Here is a 13260-nt window from a genome sequence, read left to right on the forward strand (position 1 = left end):
GTACGCCACCGAGGGTGGCGTACGAACGGGGCGCCGGTACGGCTGACGTCAGCTGACGTCGGTGTTCCCGTTGTCGGCCAGGAGGTCGACCAGGTCCGACAGCACGCTGTTCTGCTGCTGCTGCACCGAGTTCTGGGTGCACGTCTGGTTCTGCTTCGGGCTCAGAACGTCGTCGACGGCGATCGCGGCGACACCGACCGGGATCTGCGCCGTGATGTCCTGGACATCGAAGCAGTGCAGGACGCCACCGTTGATGAGGCCGAAGTTGGGGCTCATGTAGCCGCCGGTGGACGTGTTGCCGATGGCCTGCTTCGACTTGTTGCCGATGACGTTGGTGCTGTTGCCGTCGTCAGCCGCCGCGGACGCCGTAGCAGCGGACATGCCGACGACGGAGGCCGCAACTGCCGCAGTGGCGAGAACCTTCTTGATCACGAGATTTCCTTCTTGAGCTGGAGGGCCCTGGAATGCTCCGTTACCGAAGCACGCTGATCAACTGCCGGAAAATGGATTGGTTCCGGCTGATCACCCGGATGCGCTATTCGGCAGATGAACGCCATCGGATGCGATCTCGAAGGGCACGCGTTCGGTAGGGCCCGAGCCCCTGCGGGGCCGGGCGGGACACCGGTCGGCCGCTCCGCTCCCTCGCGCCGGGGCGTGACACGCAGGACACTTGTTCGCGGAAGCGGAAGATCTCGGAGGGGGACGCACATGCGGGACAGCCACCGGGCCGAAGCCGAACGGCTGTTGGCGCGCGCCGTGGAGGAGGAGGTGCGGCGCTCCGGGGGCCGTATCGACTCCACGGCGCTGCTGGCACGCGGCCGGGCCGCGCTGGACACCATGGCGGTGGGTGCGGGCGAGGAGTACGCGGAGTACCTGCGCGCGCTCGAGGAGGCGGAGGCGGGGCAGCGGTCACTGGCGGACCGGTTCAGCAGGGACGCGGTGGGAACCCCCGCGCTGGTCACCGCGGTGTCGGCGGTCGCGGCCTTCGGGGCGGACCTGGCCCTGGGCACGGCCGCCGGGACGGCGCTCGGCGCCGGGGCGGTGGTGGCGGTGGCGGGCGCGGCGGCGACCGTCCTGAAGGTGACCGCGGCGCACTGGCCGGCCGCGCACCGCAGGGCGGGCGCGCTCGGCCGGCCGGGCGGACCGGAGCAGCTGCGGCTGCAGTGGCTCACGGCCCTTGAGGTGCGGGGCGTGCGGCCCTTCCTCGACCAGCAGCGGGTCCTGCTCGCCGCCCAGAAGCCGCCGCAGAAGGTCGTCGCCCAGCTGCGCGGCGCGGACCGCAGCGCGGCGGCGCGCAGGCGAACCGTCCTGGAGCAGTCGTTCGGCCATCTTCCCGACCCCGCAGGGCCGTTCGCGGGGCGGCGCCCGGAGCTGGCCCAGATCACCCAGTGGGTGCAGGCCGGGCGGGCGTCGACGACGAGCCGGCCGACGGTGGTGATGCTGCACGGCGACCCCGGCGCGGGGCGCACCACGCTCGCCGTGCGGGCGGCGCACGCACTGAAGGACCAGTTCCGCGGCGCGTGTGTGGTGGACCTGCGAGGTGGCGGCACGCGGGGCGAGAAGCCGCTGTCGACCCGGGAGGCGCTGCTGCACCTGCTGAACCGGCTGGGAGCGCCGCGCGAGCAGCTCCTCTTCCGGGAGCGGTCCTCCGCGGAGCAGCAGGTCCGCAGGCTGGCGGAGCTGTACCACCAGCACCTGACGGGGCTGCCGGTGACGGTGGTCCTGGACGACGCCGTGGACGCCGAGCAGGTCCGCACCCTGCTGCCGGAACGTTCGGACAGCCTGGTCCTGGTGACCTGCCGGAAGCCGCTGGACCTCGGACCTGACGTACCGGCCTCCGTGCACCTGCTGCCGGTGGAGGCATTGGACGCGGCGGGCGCGGAGGAGCTGCTGCGGGAGGCGGCCGAGGCCCCCGACCCGGGCCCGTACGACGCCGCGGCCTTCGACCGGGTCCGGGAGCTGTGCGGCGGGCTCCCGCTGGCGCTCCGGGTCGCCGGCTCCTCGCTGGGCCGCCGCTCCATGAGCGAGCTGGCACAGCTCCTCGAGCGCGCGGGCCAGGGCTTCGAGGCGCTCGAAAGAGCCCTGTCCGTAAGGTACTTCACGGATCTGGACGAGGACGGACGGCGGCTGCTCCGGCGCCTCGCGCTCGCCGGGCGGGCCTCGCTCGGCGCGGCGGCGGCCGGGGCGCTGCTGGGCGGGGGCGGGCAGGACGGGGCCCGGCTGCTGCGGGAGCTCGCCCGGGCCGGGCTCCTGGACCACGTCCGCGGGGGTGCGGGCGGCGAGCGCTACCGGCTGCACGACTCCGTGCGCGGCTTCGCGGCGGCCCGGCTCCGGGACGAGGAGGACGCGGCGGAGATCGCGGCCGCCCAGGAGCGGCTGATCCAGAACTACGCGGAGCTCGCGGACGCGGTGATCCGGATGGTCGACGGGAAGATGTCCACGCGCGCCGACCGCTTCGGCGGACACGGCTTCGGCTCGCTGGACGCGGCCCTGCGCTGGCTGGACGACGAGTCGAGCTTCATCACGGCGGCGCTGCGGCACGCCGAGGGCGTGGACCAGCAGACCGTACTGAACCTCCTCGGCGCGCTCTGCGACTACTGCCTGCTGCGCGGCGACCTCTACCGGCTCGGCGAGATCAACGAGCTGACCGACGCCGTCGGGCAGGGGCTGCTGTCCCGTTCGGTGCAGTGGCGGACCGGTATCGCGGCCCGCCAGCTCGGCGAGCTGGACAAGGCGCGCACGACGCTGACCTCGGTGGTCTCCCTCTACCAGGAGGCGCATCAGGACGCGGGGGCCGCCCTCGCGCTCTGTTCACTCGGGATCACGCTGCACCACCAGGGCAATCTGACGGAGGCCTCGGCGAAGCTCCGGGAGGCCCTCGCCCTGCAGGAGCCGGAGTCGCTCGCCGCCGACCGGGGCTGGACGCTGCACGCCCTCGCGGCGGTCGAGCGGGACCGGGCGCGGCTCGCGGAGGCCCTGACCCTGCTGGACGCGGCCCTGGAACTGCACCGGGAGAACGAATCCCTGCACGGCGAGGCCTGGGCGCACTTCCAGCGGGGGCAGGTGTGCCTGCGGATGGGCGACGCGGGGCGGGCCGACGCCGAGCTGCGCCTGGCCCTCGACCTGTACGGCCGCACCCACGACGGGCGCGGCGAGGCCTGGGCGCTGACGCAGCTGGCCCGCGCCCGGCTGGTCGAGGGCGACATCGCGCCCGCGGTCGACGGGCTGCGCGGGGCGCTGGCCCGCCACCGGGACCTGGAGGACGCCCGGGGCGAGGCCTGGACGCTGTACTACCTGGGGCACGCGCTGGAGGAGCGCGGCGACCTGGACGAGGCGGTACGGGAGCTGGAGCGGGCGCGGACGATGTTCTCGCGGATGCGGGACGTGTACGGCCTCGCCTGCGCCCGGCACCACTCCGGCCGGGTCACCCGCGACCAGCGGGCCGCCCAGACCGGCAACCTGCGCAACTCCGGCTTCGCCCGGCAGCTCCTGGTCGACGCCCGGGCGGACTTCCACCGCATCGGCGTGGCCCACGGCGAGGCATGGACCTGCCTGGAGCTGGCGATCGTGGACGGGGGGAACGGGAAGACCGGGCAGGCTCTGGAGCTGTGCGAGGAGGCGGCCCGGCTGTTCCTGTCGTACCAGGACCGCCGGGGCGCAGACTGGGCCCTCTTCCTGCGCTGCACCCTGCTGCCGTACGCCTCGCCGGGCGGGGTGGAGGTGGGGACGGCGGTCGCCCAGGAGGAGCTGCGACAGCTGGTCGAGGACCGCCACGCGGCCAGGGACGGAAAGCTGGAGGACTGCGCGGAGGCGTACGCGCTGGTCCTGGAGCGAGGGGTCCAGCTGGAGGCGGGCTGGCAGGCCTGGGACCTGGGCATGGTGCCGAACCGGCACGCCCGGGAGGTGATGGGGGTACCGGTCCCGGCGCAGGTCGCGGCCCGGGACCGTGACCCGGGTCCGGGGAGGCTGCCGGGCTGAGGGCTGCCGGGCCGAGGGCTCCCGGACGTACGGGAACGCCGGGGCGCGGGTCCCGCCCCTCCCGGGGCGGGACCCGCGCCGGTGGCTGTCCGAGCTACTCCCGCGTTGCCGTCTCGGCCGGCTTCCCGGTCGCCGTCGCCGCGTCCGGGGCTTCCTCGAAGGCGACCTTGCCCATGTGGCGGTTCATCGACTTCATCAGCATCCAGACGGCCACGGCCATCACGGCGAAGACGACGAAACCGAGGACGCCGGGGGTCACCTTGTTCTTGTCCAGCTCGGCGGCCAAGGGGACAAGCTGGGTCAGTGCCAGGTGTGCGCTCATGTCAGGCATTGTCGCGGATGCCCGCGAAGAGGTCGCTCTCGGGGAGGGAGGTATCGACCAGCGACTTGCTGAGCTCGTACTCCTCCGTCGGCCAGACCTCCTTCTGGATCTCCATCGGCACGCGGAACCAGCCACCGTCCGGATCGATCTGGGTGCGGTGCGCGATGAGGGCCTTGTCGCGGGTCTCGAAGAACTCCGCGCACGGCACGTACGTCGTCAGCGTGCGCTCGGCGCGCTGGAACTCCTTCCAGCGCTCCAGCCACTCGCCGTACGGCGACTCAAGGCCCCGGTCGAGCAGCGCCTGGTGCAGGGCGACCGTCCTGGGACGGTTGAAGCCCTGGTTGTAGTAGAGCTTCTGCGGCTGGAAGGCGGGGCCGAACTCCGCCTCGGGGTACTTCACGGTGTCCGCCGCGCCGTCGAAGGCCACCATCGTGATCTTGTGGGTCATGATGTGGTCGGGGTGCGGGTAACCGCCGTTCTCGTCGTAGGTCGTGATGACCTGCGGACGGAAGGAACGGATCTTGCGGACCAGGGCGCCGGCCGCCTTGTCGATGTCCTCCAGGGCGAAGCAGCCCTCGGGCAGCGGCGGCAGCGGGTCACCCTCCGGCAGGCCGGAGTCGACGAAGCCGAGCCACTCCTGCTTCACGCCGAGGATCTCGCGGGCCTCGTCCATCTCCTTGCGGCGCACCTCGTGGATGTTCGCCTCGATGTAGGCGTCGCCCTGGAGCTTCGGGTTGAGGATGGAGCCGCGCTCGCCGCCCGTGCACGTGACCACAAGGACATCCACCCCCTCGGACACGTACTTGGCCATGGTGGCCGCGCCCTTGCTCGACTCGTCGTCGGGGTGGGCGTGAACGGCCATCAGTCGCAGCTGCTCAGTCAAGACTCGGTCCTCGGTGATTCGTCGCGGAGGGAGGTCTCTATAGTGACGGAACCGGGGGGCGGAAAATTCCGGGTCCCCCCGAGGCTTGAGAGGAACGATCATGAGCGCCGTGCGAGAGCAGCTGCCCGACGGGCGCTACGGCCGCTCCGCGGACGAGCGCGCCGACCGCAAGCTCAAGATCGTCGGCGCCGCGCTCGGTGTGCTGTTCCTCGGCCTGATGGGCTGGTTCGGCTGGTACTACGTCGTCGACAACAAGATCAGCGCCGAAATGATCAAGTTCGACGTGGTGAGCGACAGCGAGGTGCAGGTGCACCTGGAGGTCCGCAAGGACACCGGCGTCACGGGCGTCTGCACCCTGCGCTCGCGCTCCGAGGACGGTGCCGAGGTCGGCCGCAAGGACGTCCGCCTCGAGGCCGCCGCCGGCCGCGTCGACCGCGTGTACGCGATCCGTACCACCGCGAAGGCGACCAGCGCCGAGCTCGTGGGGTGTACGGCGCAGTAGCCGTGGGTAGGGGTGAGCGGTTGGCGCGTCGAGCCCTGATTCGCCCTCTGACCAGGAGCGACGCCATCCCGGTGGTTTATGTCCTCCCCCTTTTCGCCACTAATTGTTAGGCTCGTGGTTTCGCCCACCCAGGGAGGACAATCCTTCTGAGTAGGGCGATGCTTTGTATTCCCAGTACCTACGAGGAGCACCTGTGACCCAGACCAGCGACAACGTCACCTGGCTCACCCAGGAGGCGTACAACCAGCTCAAGGCCGAGCTGGAGTACCTGTCTGGTCCCGCGCGAACCGAGATCGCCGCGAAGATCGCCGCGGCGCGCGAGGAGGGCGACCTGCGCGAGAACGGCGGGTACCACGCGGCCAAGGAGGAGCAGGGCAAGCAGGAGCTCCGGGTGCGCCAGCTGACCCAGCTGCTCGAGCACGCCAAGGTGGGCGAGGCTCCGGCCGACGAGGGCGTCGTCGCGCCCGGCATGGTCGTCACGATCGCCTTCGACGGCGACGAGGACGACACGATGACCTTCCTGCTCGCCTCGCGCGAGTACGCGAGCAGCGACATCGAGACGTACTCGCCGCAGTCCCCGCTCGGCGTGGGCGTCAACGGCAAGAAAGCCGGCGAGGACGCCGAGTACGAACTGCCGAACGGCAAGAAGGCCACGGTGAAGATCCTCAGCGCCACGCCGTACACCGGCTGACGTCTGCTTTCGTGACCAGGGCCGGACCCCTCGGGGTCCGGCCCTTCGCCTTTCAAGCACATGCGATGATGCCGCCCTGACGTTCTGTCACGTCGTGTCACAGGGGGGATGGCAGGTGCTGGGACCGCTGCGCGAGGGCGCGCCACGGCAGATCGGCCCGTACGAGGTGTGGGCGCGGCTCGGCGCCGGGGGCATGGGCGAGGTGTTCCTGGGACGGCTGCCCGGCGACGGCTCGTTCGTGGCCGTGAAGACCGTGCGCCGGGACGTGGCCGGGGACAGCGTCTTCCGGGACCGCTTCCGGCGCGAGATCAGGGTCGCGTCGAGGGTGCGGAGCGCGTACGCGGCGGCCCCGGTCGGCGGGGACGCCGACGCCGAGGTGCCCTGGCTCGCGACGGCGTACGTCCCAGGGCCCAGCCTCTCCCAGGCCGTCCGGCGGGGCGGCCCGCTGCCGGTGGCGACGGTACGGGAGGTGGGCGCCGGGATCGCCCGCGCCCTCGCCGACCTGCACGGCGCCGGGGTCCTGCACCGCGACCTGAAACCGGGCAACGTCATGCTGTCCGTCGACGGACCGCGCCTGATCGACTTCGGCATCGCGCGCGACAACGGCGCCACGACGATGACCGCGACCGGACTGATGGTCGGCACCCCCTCCTTCATGTCGCCCGAGCACGTGGCGGGGGCGCGCCATGTGACCGGCGCCTCGGACGTCTTCTGCCTCGGTTCGCTGCTCTGCTACGCGGCGACCGGCGAGGACCCGTTCGGGGACGGGCCCGTGGCGGCCGTCCTCTATCGCGTCTCGCAGGCCGAGGCGGACCTGGACCGCGTCCCCGAGGAGCTGCGGGCCGTGATCGGGGCGTGCCTGAGCCGCGACCCGGCGCAGCGGCCGTCACCGGCCGGCCTCGTGGAGCTGCTCGGTGGCGGCGACGACGGTGGGCGGGCGGCGCCCGCGTGGCCGGAGGGTGTGCGGGAGCACATCGGGGAGTACGGAAGGGAGCTGGCCCAGCTGGTGGCCTCCGGTGGCCCGCTGCGGGGCATCCCGGCGGCACCGGTCGTGGCTCCCGGTCTCGACCAGCTGCCGACGATGCCGCCGGTGCCGCCTTCTGCGCCGCCGCGGAAGCGTCACCGAGGGTTGCTCGCGGCGGCCGTGGGGCTCGCGGTGGTGGCCGGCGGCCTGGGGACGTACCCGCTGTGGCCGGAGGACGGGACGAAGCGGACCCCACCCGGCCAGGCGGCGCCGCCGGGCGGGCCGCGGGTGCCCGGCGTCGACGACCGGGGGCTCGCCGACGCCTCCGGGGTCATACCGCAGAACGCTGCGCAGCGGCCTGCCGGCTGGAAGCCGTGGCGGGCGAAGCTGAGCGCGCCGGCGTTCGGCTGCTCGGCCGGGGAGGCGGTGGTGGTGTGCCGGACGGTGGACGGGCGGTACGAGGCGCTGGACACGGCGAGCGGGCGGGAGCTGTGGAGCGCGGACCTGGTGGAGGACGAGCGGGACGACGACAGCTACGTCGGGCCGACGGGCGCCGTGTTCGTCGCCGGGGACACGGCTCGTCCCGTCGTGCACGACGAGGTGGCCGTCCTCGCCTCCGGTGACAGGCTCCAGGTGCGGGACGCGCGGACCGGCGCGGTGCGCTGGGAGAAGGAGGCCATGGGTTCGCAGGGCACGGCCAGCCGTCCGATCGTCGCCGACGGGATCGTCTTCGCGGCGACGAAGTCGACGCCGGAGCTCAGCCTGGAGCAGGTCGGGATGACCGCGTTCTCCCTCACGGACGGCAGGCGGCTGTGGACCAAGGCGCTCACCAACGACGACATCGCGCGCTCGGAGATGAAGGAGTTCGAGCCCGTGGCCTACGCGAAGGGCACGGTGTACGCCCTCAGTGACGCCGGTCTCGTCGCGTACGACGGGAGGACCGGCGACGTCCGGGGAGAGGTCGGCAGAGAGGCCCGGGCCTGCGAGACACTGAAGGTGTTCGGCGCCTCCGCGTACTGCGTCAGCACCCCGCACACCGGCGACGCGGAGCAGCGGCTGCACGTCCTGGAGTCGGGCACGCTCGCCTCCAAGGGCGGCCTGCCCGCTCCCGTCGAGAAGCTCCGCCCCGATGTCGTCGGCGCGAACGCGGTCGTCGGCTTCGACGGCGGCCTGAAGATCCTCGACTCGAGGAGCGGCGAGGAGCTGGGGTCGTTCCCGGTGAAGGCCGCACCCGACGGGCTCGCGCACGCCTGGTCCGCACCGCTGCTCGTCGGGGACCAGGTGGTCCACGCCGACTACACCTCGCTCTGGACCGTCCGCCTCGGCGCGGACGGCAAGCCCGCAGGACCGAAGGTCACACCGGTGCCGGGCGCGCCGGGACCCCGGGCCGAGAAGGGGGTGGCCGACCCGATGAACGGGCAGCCGTTCGCGGACATGATCAGAGCTCCCGAGGTCCTGCCGATCGGCGGGATCGCGTACGTCGTCTACGACCAGGGGGCCGTCGCCTCCGTCGAGCTGCCCAAGTAGCGCCCTCACCTCGCATCTCGAAAGGACGCGATCCGTGCTGGAAGCACTGCCCGCCGGGCGGCCCAATCGGCTCGTCGGCCCCTACCGGCTGCTCGCCCGGCTCGGCGCCGGAGGCATGGGAGAGGTCCATCTCGCCTGCCGGGCGGACGAGCCGACGGCCGATCCGCACCGCATGGTCGCCGTGAAGACCGTCCGGGAGGACCTGGAGGTCGACGGGGACTTCCGCACCCGGTTCCGGCGGGAGATCACGGCGGCGCGGTCGGTCAGCAGCCCCTACGCCGCCGTACTCGTCGACGCGGACGCGGACGCTCCGGCGCCGTGGCTGGCGACCGAGTACGTGCCGGGGCCCTCGCTCGCGGAGGCCGTCGTACGGTCCGGGGCGCTGCCCGTCGCGGCGGTACGGGCCCTCGGCACGGCGCTCGCGCGGGCGCTGGGCTCCGTGCACGCGGCGCAGGTGCTGCACCGGGACCTGAAGCCGGCGAACGTGCTGCTGGGGGCCGCCGGGCCCAAGCTCATCGACTTCGGCATCGCGCAGGCCTTCGAGGCGACGGCGCTGACCTCGACGGGCCTCGTCGTGGGCTCGCCCGGGTTCATGTCGCCGGAGCATCTGGTCGGGAGCCGGGCGGTGGTGCCGGCCTCGGACGTGTTCTGTCTGGGTGCGGTGCTGGCGTTCGCGGCGAGCGGGCGCGGTCCGTTCCACGACGAGGAGATGGCGGCCGTCATCTACCGGATCAGCCGCGCCGAGGCCGAACTGTCCGGTGTGCCGGAGGAGTTGCGGCCGGTGGTGGAGCGTTGCCTGCGGCTCGATCCGGCCGAGCGGCCGTCGGCGGCGGAGCTGGTGGAGCTCCTCGGCGCGGAGGTGCCGACGGCGTTTCCCTGGCCGGGAGGGGTGCTCTCGCTGCTCGCCGAGTACGGGGACTCCGCGCGGGCGATCGGCGAGGCGGCGGCGTCCGGGGCGGGGGTCGCCGATCTGCCGACGGTCGCGCCGCAGGTGCCGTACTCCCCCACGGCGGCGGGCTACCGCCCCGTGGGGCCGCCCGGGACGGTGGGGTCGACCGCGCCCGAGCCGAGGCGGCGGTCGTGGGGGCGGGCCGTGGCGGGGGCGGTGGCCGTGGCCGTACTGGCGACGGTGGGCGCGGTCCTGCTCGACCGGGAGGAGGGCGGGCAAGGGGGTTCGGCGGGCGGGGCCGCGTCGTCCGGCGGGACCGGTGGCGTGTCGCCGAGCACCGGAACCACGCCCACCACGCTCAGCCAGGCCGTCCTGCCGTACGGAGGCGAGGGGCACGCGAACGACTTCGGCACGGTGGGCACGGACCGCCGGTCCCGCCCGGCCGGCTGGTCCCCGTGGTCGACGGAGATCGAGGAGGGTGCGGACTCCTGCGCGCTCTCCCCCGAGGTCCTGGTGTGCACGGGCTCCGGTGGCGCGGTCGTGGGACTGAGCGCGGCGGACGGGAGGAAGCTGTGGTCGGTACCGGGCCGGGGCGAGGGGCTGCGCTCCTCCCCGCAGTACCCGGCGGTCGTCGGTGACGCGGTCTACGTCACGGGGCCGGACGGTGTCCTCGCGTACGGGCTGAAGGACGGCGAGAAGCGGGGCGGGCCGGCGAAGCCTGGGGCCGAGTGGGCGGTCAAGGGGACCGATCTGGTCGACGGGGTCCTCTACTCGACCTTCATCAACGTCCAGGACGAGCGGACCGGTCTCGCCACGGCGGTGAGGCTGGGCGGCGCGGGCGAGGGGCTCGCCGGCAAGGAGCTGTGGAGGTCGCCGCTCGACGCGCTGCCCGAGCAGCCGGTCGCGGCCGGGGGCCGGGTCTTCGTGCCCCTCGGCAACACGCCGGTGGCGCTCGACGCCCAGACGGGCAAGGAGACGGCGCGCGGGACGACCGACTGCGGAAGCATGGTGGTCCACAAGGAGAGCGTGCTGTGCTCCGGCACGTCGGAGGGCGGTGTGGCCGTGCTCGACGCCCGGGACCTGAAGGAGAAGCGGACGCTCGGCGAGGCGGTGTCCGCCGGGCCGGCGGTGAACGCGGACGGGGTCGTCGCCGTGGTCGGCGGCGACTCGACCCTGACGACGTTCGACCTGGAGACCGGGAGAAAGCGGTGGAGCACGTCCCTGCGCGGGCAGCGGCCGGACCGGGTCTATTTCGCGGGCGACCGCGTCCTGACGGTGGCGAAGGAGGAGGTCTCGTCCTTCCCGGTCGCCGGGCCGGCTGCCGACGGGTCGGACAGCGGTAGGTTCACCGCCGTTCTTCCGGACGGTTTCATGCCCCAGGCCTCCACCGAAGCCCTGGCCGCCGGAGGGGCGGTCTTCCTCACCCTCCCCGACGGCCTGGTGGCCTCCGGCTACCTGCCCTGATTCACGCCGTCGCCGAGCGGTACTTCCGTACCGCCAGCGTCCTGAACACCGCGATGATCAGCACCGACCAGATGATCGAGGCCCACACCGGATGCTGCATCGGCCACGCGTCGGACGGGGAGACGCCCGGGTTGCCGAACAGTACGCGGCAGGCCTGGACCGTCGCGCTGAAGGGGTTCCACTCGGCGATGTGGCGCAGCCAGGGGGTCATCTGGCTGGAGTCCACGAAGGCGTTCGAGATGAACGTGACCGGGAAGAGCCAGATCAGGCCGCCGGAGGTCGCCGCCTCCGGGGTGCGGACCGAGAGGCCGATGAGCGCGCCGATCCAGGAGAAGGCGTAGCCGAGGAGGAGGAGCAGGGCGAAGGCGCCGAGCGCCTTGGGGACGCCCTCGTGGATGCGCCAGCCGACCAGGAGGGCGACGATCGCGAGGACGACGACCGTGAGGGCGGTCTGGACGAGGTCCGCCAGGGTGCGGCCGGTGAGGACCGCGCCGCGGGCCATCGGCAGGGAGCGGAAGCGGTCGATGAGCCCCTTGTGCATGTCGTCGGCGATGCCCGCGCCCGCGCCGGCCGTGGCGAAGGTGACGGTCTGGGCGAAGATGCCCGCCATCAGGAACTCGCGGTAGACGCCCGGGGAGGTCGAGCCGCCGATGTTCATCGAGCCGCCGAAGACGTAGCTGAACAACACCACGAACATGATCGGCTGGATGAGTCCGAAGATGACCATCTCCGGAATCCGGGTCATTCTGATCAGGTTCCGCTTGGCGACCACGAGGGAGTCGCTGACGGACTGGGCGATACCGCCGCGCGCCTTCGGGGGCGCGACGGCGTCGGTAGCTGCGGTCACTTGGCCGCCTCCTTCCGGCTCTTCCTGCGGGCGTCCGCGCCCGGCCCGCCGTTCTCCTCGTCCGCCAGCTCGGCCGCGTGGCCGGTCAGCGAGATGAAGACGTCGTCGAGGGTGGGGCGGCGCAGGCCGATGTCGTCTATCTCGACGCCGACGGTGTCGAGATCGCGGATGACCTCGGCGAGGAGCTTGGCGCCGCCGGCGACCGGCACGGTCAGCTTGCGGGTGTGGTCCTCGACGGAGACCTCGCCGTGGCCGATGCCCGCCAGGCCGTAGCGGGCGAGGACGTCGCGGGCCGGAGGGATCATCTCCGGTTCGTGGACGACGACTTCGACACGCTCGCCGCCCGTCTGGGCCTTGAGCTGGTCGGACGTGCCCCGGGCGATCACCTTGCCGTGGTCGACGACGCAGATGTCGTGGGCCAGGTGGTCGGCCTCCTCCAGGTACTGCGTGGTCAGGAGCAGGGTCGTGCCACCCGCGACGAGTTCCTGTATGACCTCCCAGAGCGCCTGCCGGTTGCGCGGGTCGAGGCCGGTCGTGGGCTCGTCCATGAACATCACCGGCGGGGAGACGACCAGCGCGGCCGCCAGGTCGAGGCGGCGGCGCATGCCCCCGGAGTACGTCTTGGCGGGCCGGTCGGCCGCGTCGGCGAGGTTGAACCGATCGAGCAGCTCGCCCGCCCTGGCCTTCGCCCGCTTGGCGTTCATCTGGTAGAGCCGGCCGACCATCTGGAGGTTCTCGCGGCCGGTCAGGTACTCGTCGACGGCCGCGAACTGCCCGGAGAGACCGATCGACCGCCGGACCTCGTCGGGGTGCTTGAGCACGTCGATTCCGGCGACGAAAGCCTTTCCGCTGTCCGGCTGGAGCAGCGTCGTCAGCACGCGCACGGCGGTCGTCTTCCCCGCGCCGTTCGGGCCGAGCAGGCCCAGGACCGTGCCCTCGGGTACGTCGAGGTCCACGCCGTCCAGAGCTCGTACGTGGCCGAAGGTCTTCACCAGACCTTCGGCGTAGATGGCGCCTGGCATGTGGGTTCTCCCAGCAGGTTCGGGCGTTTCCGCCCGAGTTTAGGTTCGAAGGACGCACCCCGCCCACTGATTTTGTGACCGAAGACACACCATAACGCGATACATCGCGATACGGAAGACGCGCGAACGGAAACGGCGAGCGCCGGGGACCGTCGGTCCCCGGCGCTCGCC

Annotated in this window: 10 protein-coding genes; 5 read left to right on the plus strand and 5 right to left on the minus strand. The window is 72.6% G+C overall.

Features of this window, described 5'->3' with window-relative positions; all coding sequences use genetic code 11:
- Window positions 1-48: 48 nt before the first annotated feature.
- On the minus strand, window positions 49-432 hold the full coding sequence (locus IE136_RS15085; protein WP_158989798.1) for a rodlin: 384 nt from the start codon (window positions 430-432) through the stop codon (window positions 49-51).
- A 276-nt stretch (window positions 433-708) separates the two neighbouring features.
- Here IE136_RS15085 and IE136_RS15090 point away from each other — a divergent pair, with 276 nt between their 5' ends.
- On the plus strand, window positions 709-3978 hold the full coding sequence (locus IE136_RS15090; RefSeq protein WP_189600574.1) for a tetratricopeptide repeat protein: 3270 nt from the start codon (window positions 709-711) through the stop codon (window positions 3976-3978).
- A 94-nt stretch (window positions 3979-4072) separates the two neighbouring features.
- On the opposite strand, the gene IE136_RS15095 is transcribed toward IE136_RS15090, so the two are convergent.
- Both IE136_RS15095 and mca read right to left on the minus strand, forming a co-directional pair.
- Entirely contained in the window at window positions 4073-4309 is a 237-nt protein-coding gene (locus IE136_RS15095) for a hypothetical protein (RefSeq protein ID WP_189600575.1), read from the minus strand.
- The gene (gene mca, locus IE136_RS15100) at window positions 4302-5183 is read right to left on the minus strand and encodes a mycothiol conjugate amidase Mca (RefSeq protein ID WP_158989792.1); all 882 of its coding nucleotides are present in this window, start codon (window positions 5181-5183) and stop codon (window positions 4302-4304) included. Before mca ends, IE136_RS15095 begins: the two co-directional genes overlap by 8 nt.
- A gap of 100 nt (window positions 5184-5283) precedes the next feature.
- Between mca and IE136_RS15105 the strand changes: the two genes are divergently transcribed.
- The 4 genes from IE136_RS15105 to IE136_RS15120 all read left to right on the plus strand — a co-directional run bounded on the left by IE136_RS15105 (window position 5284) and on the right by IE136_RS15120 (window position 11220).
- Window positions 5284-5685, plus strand: a complete 402-nt coding sequence (locus IE136_RS15105; protein WP_158989790.1) for a DUF4307 domain-containing protein — start codon at window positions 5284-5286, stop codon at window positions 5683-5685.
- A 193-nt stretch (window positions 5686-5878) separates the two neighbouring features.
- The gene (gene greA, locus IE136_RS15110; RefSeq protein ID WP_158989788.1) at window positions 5879-6376 is read left to right on the plus strand and encodes a transcription elongation factor GreA; all 498 of its coding nucleotides are present in this window, start codon (window positions 5879-5881) and stop codon (window positions 6374-6376) included.
- A 94-nt stretch (window positions 6377-6470) separates the two neighbouring features.
- A complete protein-coding gene (locus IE136_RS15115; RefSeq protein ID WP_229818849.1) occupies window positions 6471-8867 on the plus strand; it encodes a serine/threonine-protein kinase in 2397 nt (798 codons plus the stop codon).
- A gap of 34 nt (window positions 8868-8901) precedes the next feature.
- Complete coding sequence (locus IE136_RS15120) at window positions 8902-11220, plus strand: serine/threonine-protein kinase (protein ID WP_189600576.1); 2319 nt, start codon at window positions 8902-8904, stop codon at window positions 11218-11220.
- 1 nt (window position 11221) lies between these two features.
- Here IE136_RS15120 and IE136_RS15125 read toward each other — a convergent pair whose 3' ends face one another.
- Entirely contained in the window at window positions 11222-12067 is an 846-nt protein-coding gene (locus IE136_RS15125) for an ABC transporter permease (RefSeq protein WP_158989784.1), read from the minus strand.
- On the minus strand, window positions 12064-13089 hold the full coding sequence (locus IE136_RS15130; protein WP_189600577.1) for an ATP-binding cassette domain-containing protein: 1026 nt from the start codon (window positions 13087-13089) through the stop codon (window positions 12064-12066). Before IE136_RS15130 ends, IE136_RS15125 begins: the two co-directional genes overlap by 4 nt.
- Window positions 13090-13260 lie beyond the last annotated feature (171 nt).

Source organism: Streptomyces lateritius, assembly GCF_014649715.1.
Classification (GTDB): domain Bacteria; phylum Actinomycetota; class Actinomycetes; order Streptomycetales; family Streptomycetaceae; genus Streptomyces; species Streptomyces lateritius.

Excerpts from the sequence above, each read along its gene's own strand:
- IE136_RS15095 (WP_189600575.1), bottom strand. The coding sequence starts at position 4,309 with ATGCCTGACATGAGCGCACACCTGGCACTGACCCAGCTTGTCCCCTTG.
- IE136_RS15090 (WP_189600574.1), top strand. The coding sequence starts at position 709 with ATGCGGGACAGCCACCGGGCCGAAGCCGAACGGCTGTTGGCGCGCGCC.
- IE136_RS15130 (WP_189600577.1), bottom strand. The coding sequence starts at position 13,089 with ATGCCAGGCGCCATCTACGCCGAAGGTCTGGTGAAGACCTTCGGCCAC.
- IE136_RS15105 (WP_158989790.1), top strand. The coding sequence starts at position 5,284 with ATGAGCGCCGTGCGAGAGCAGCTGCCCGACGGGCGCTACGGCCGCTCC.